The organism is Microcystis sp. LE19-41.2A (assembly GCF_027530405.1).
Lineage (GTDB): Bacteria > Cyanobacteriota > Cyanobacteriia > Cyanobacteriales > Microcystaceae > Microcystis > Microcystis aeruginosa.
Genome location: NZ_JAPZQJ010000089.1, coordinates 1 through 2,771, shown reverse-complemented (window position 1 = coordinate 2,771; position 2,771 = coordinate 1). Strand labels below are relative to the sequence as shown.

Genomic DNA, 2,771 nt, shown 5'->3' with positions numbered 1-2,771 from the left:
CACACCCCACACCCCACACCCCACACACCTTTAGCTAATAGCTGCAAACCAGAGATTGTCCACTAGAATGTTAATCAAGTTTGGAGACCACCACCATGGATGACTTAATTAATGATCCCTCCCCTTATCCCCAAGACATAGAAATGACGCGGACTCCCCCCTGGGGAACAGTGACGGTATTGGAGGAAGGTCCCCGGTATCGCATCAATCGCATTGTCATTAAACCCGGCCATCAGATGAGTACCCAAATGCACTACCATCGCAGTGAACACTGGATTGTCGTCTCCGGCACAGCGCGGGTAATCTGTGATGAAAAAGAAACTCTCCTCAAACAAAAAGAATCTACATACGTTCCCATGAATACCCGTCATCGGGTGGAAAACCCCGGTTCTATTCCTCTGGTGATGATTGAGGTGCAAAATGGCGAATATCTAGGAGATGATGATATTCACCGTTTGGATGATGCAGAATAGGACAGTTTTCTCCCCTATATACTTTAGTTATTTGCCAAAATCTCGATCGTGGATAAAAAAATTATCCTAGTTACAGGGGCCGCCCGTTCTGGGAAAAGTGAATGGGCCGAATATTTAGCCAAAATCAGCCAAAAACCCGTTATTTATATCGCCACCTCCTCGGTGGATGAAAAAGATCAAGAATGGTGCGATCGCATTGAAAGACACCGGCAGCGACGTTCCCCCCAATGGCAAACCCAAGAAATTCCCCGACAATTAAGCGAAACTATTGATAATAGCCCATTTTCTCACTGTTTATTGATCGATTCCCTCGGTACTTGGGTAGCCAATTGTTTAGAAATGTCGGCAGCTGAATGGTTAGAAATTAGCGATCGATTCTTGTATTCCCTCAAAAACGCGGCGGTTGATGTTATTCTGGTGGCGGAAGAAACCGGTTGGGGTGTGGTTCCCGCTTATCCCCTCGGTCGTCTGTTTCGCGATCGTTTAGGCGATCTCTGTCGTAGAATTGGCACAATAGCAGACGCGGTTTATCTAGTTACCGGCGGCCATGCTCTTAATTTAAGTCAATTGGGTCAGTCTTTGTCGATAATTGGGCAATAGAGAAGATGAGCAACGATTATCAGCGTCAAGTAATTGATTTTTATGCCCTTCGTCACGATTACGATAACGATTTTACGCAAGCTCGCGCCCTTAAATTAGTAAATTATCTCTATTTACAAAAAAGCCAATCTGTGCTAGACGTGGCAACGGGAACGGGATTTATAGCGGTCGCAATTGCCCCAAAAGTGAAAAGTGTCATCGGGGTTGATTTCACGCCGGAAATGATTGCCAGAGCCGAAAAAAAGCTAGAAGCATTAAATATCGAGAATATTGACCTAATTAACGCCGATATAGCTGCTATTGACTTTGCCGAGTCTAGTTTCGATCTGATCACCTGTTCTCTGGCGATTGCACTTTTCCCCGATATCCCGCAAGTGCTGGCAAAATGGTATCAATGGTTAAAAAAAGGCGGTTCGGTCGCCTATCGGCTGCCGAAATTGCGACTCTAGTGAACAATTATCGCCGAGAAATCGAGAAAAATGCCACCGATCAGGGAGTATGGCAAGATGCAACCACTTTTTTTTGTCACTGCTAGTAAAAGTTAGAAAAAGATCATGAGTCAAGTTAAAACCATCTCCGGACGAGCTTTACCCTTGCGAGGCAACGATATTGACACCGATCGCATTATTCCGGCTCGTTTTTTGCGTTGTATCACCTTTGAAGGTTTAGGAGAACAAGTGTTCGCCGATGATCGAGCCGCTTTACAGGGGAGTCATCCTTTCGATCTACCCCAGTACCAAGGGGCGAAAATTTTGGTAGTTAATGGTAATTTTGGTTGTGGCTCTTCTCGGGAACACGCACCGCAAGCGATTTTACGTTGGGGAATTCAAGCAATTATCGGGGAAAGTTTCGCCGAAATATTTTTTGGCAATTGTATCGCTAATGGGGTTCCCTGTGTCACTGCTGAGGCTAAAACTATCGCCCATTTACAGGATTTAATTGCAGCTAATCCCGAAATTCCCGTCGATCTTTCTTTGCCAACCATGACGGTGGAATGGGGGGATTTTGTCGCTACCGTCTCTATGAATGAAGGTTCCCGACAGATGTTAATAGAAGGTGATTGGGATACCTGCGGACAGCTTTTACAAAATCTCGATCTAATTCAATCTACCGCACAAAAGTTACCCTATTTAAGTTTCGTCTAGAGAAACAATCTAGGCTGAGGGTGCGTTAGTAATAGATTAACGTACCCCGGCAGGGATTTTGTTGGAGATGCCGCGGCTGTAAATATTAAAAAATCTGCCCTATGACTAATTCTGATAATAATCTCCAAAATATCCAAGAACCGATTTTAAACGCTCCCGAAGATGTGCGAAAAATCATCGATCGAGTTTTAAAATTGGAAAGAGATAAGTTATACCAGCGCAATCCTCGCAATATCAATGATGATGTTTTAACGATTATTAAAGAAGTAATTCAATAATCAGTTATCAGTTATCAGGAGTCAGGAGATAGGGTGATAGGGTTTTGGGGTGATAGGGTGATAGGGATTTAGGGGTTTAGGGAAATTTGGCTCTTCGTTACTTGGTATGATTCGATCAGGGGGCATAAATCGACTAAATCCTTATCCGGCAAGAGACTTAATTGATTAGCTCGTTCTAGATCGAAAACAATTGACAAAAATCGCCAAATGTCTTTCTATATAAGGGTTTCATCCCTTATAACCCCCCTCCATTGCATAACACAAACCGAAGAACC

The 2,771-nt window shown here is 43.9% G+C and carries 5 protein-coding genes; all 5 read left to right on the top strand.

Features of this window, described 5'->3' with window-relative positions; all coding sequences use genetic code 11:
- Nucleotides 1–95: 95 nt before the first annotated feature.
- Nucleotides 96–473, top strand: a complete 378-nt coding sequence (locus O9290_RS03890) for a phosphomannose isomerase type II C-terminal cupin domain (RefSeq protein ID WP_002761188.1) — start codon at nt 96–98, stop codon at nt 471–473.
- Between the two features lie 48 nt (nt 474–521).
- Complete coding sequence (gene cobU / locus O9290_RS03885) at nt 522–1,073, top strand: bifunctional adenosylcobinamide kinase/adenosylcobinamide-phosphate guanylyltransferase (protein ID WP_002761189.1); 552 nt, start codon at nt 522–524, stop codon at nt 1,071–1,073.
- A 5-nt stretch (nt 1,074–1,078) separates the two neighbouring features.
- Entirely contained in the window at nt 1,079–1,522 is a 444-nt protein-coding gene (locus tag O9290_RS03880; RefSeq protein WP_288058294.1) for a class I SAM-dependent methyltransferase, read from the top strand.
- A gap of 105 nt (nt 1,523–1,627) precedes the next feature.
- Nucleotides 1,628–2,218 carry a 3-isopropylmalate dehydratase small subunit gene (gene leuD / locus O9290_RS03875; protein ID WP_002761195.1) on the top strand — a complete coding sequence of 197 codons (591 nt, stop codon included), beginning with the start codon at nt 1,628–1,630 and terminating at the stop codon, nt 2,216–2,218.
- Between the two features lie 101 nt (nt 2,219–2,319).
- Nucleotides 2,320–2,496: a hypothetical protein gene (locus O9290_RS03870; RefSeq protein WP_002740601.1), complete on the top strand. Its 177-nt coding sequence runs from the start codon at nt 2,320–2,322 to the stop codon at nt 2,494–2,496.
- The last annotated feature ends 275 nt before the right edge of the window (nt 2,497–2,771 follow it).